The sequence below is a fragment of the Pseudomonas brassicacearum genome (assembly GCF_003732265.1).
Taxonomy (GTDB): Bacteria; Pseudomonadota; Gammaproteobacteria; order Pseudomonadales; family Pseudomonadaceae; genus Aquipseudomonas; species Aquipseudomonas brassicacearum_D.
This window is the reverse complement of the sequence record NZ_MOBK01000257.1, coordinates 1-510: the sequence shown is the minus strand read 5'-3', so window position 1 is coordinate 510 and position 510 is coordinate 1. Positions and strand designations below refer to the sequence as shown.

At 59.8% G+C, this 510-nt stretch carries 1 protein-coding gene; it reads right to left on the bottom strand.

The window, feature by feature from the left end:
• The coding region (locus BK660_RS33340) for a phage tail tape measure protein (RefSeq protein ID WP_259698568.1) at positions 1 to 510 on the bottom strand (510 nt) is incomplete at both ends.

Below are 510 nucleotides of genomic sequence, written 5' to 3'. Positions count from 1 at the left end.
AATCAATTCCGGCTTTTTCGTAAGCCTTGACCGTATCGGTCGAACCGATTTTGCCCATCCAGTTTTTCAGGTTGTTGGCCGCTTCGTCCGAACTGCCGGCCTGTTTCATTTGCACCTGCAGCATGGCACCCAGTTGGGTCACCGCATCCAATCCGGTAATGCCGTTGCTGGCCATGTTGGCCAGCATTTCCGGGAACCACTTGGCCATGTCGGCCGCTTCAAAGCTGCCCGCCTGCCCTTGGTAGGCGATCGCCTCCAGCGCCTGCTGCATCTGCTTGGGGTCGGTGATCTTGGCGTTCTGCCCCAGGGCGTTGATCATCTTCGCCGTGTCGACACCGCTGGATCCCTGCCCCACGACAAACTTGGCCGCGACAGGCGCGTACTCCAGCGCCTTGCTCAGATCCATACCGGCGCCGACCAACTGATTGACCACGTCGGCCACATCGTTGCGCGCCATGCCGGTGTCGCGTGAAGTGTCGATGATCTTGCGCGACATCTCCTGTTCTTGCG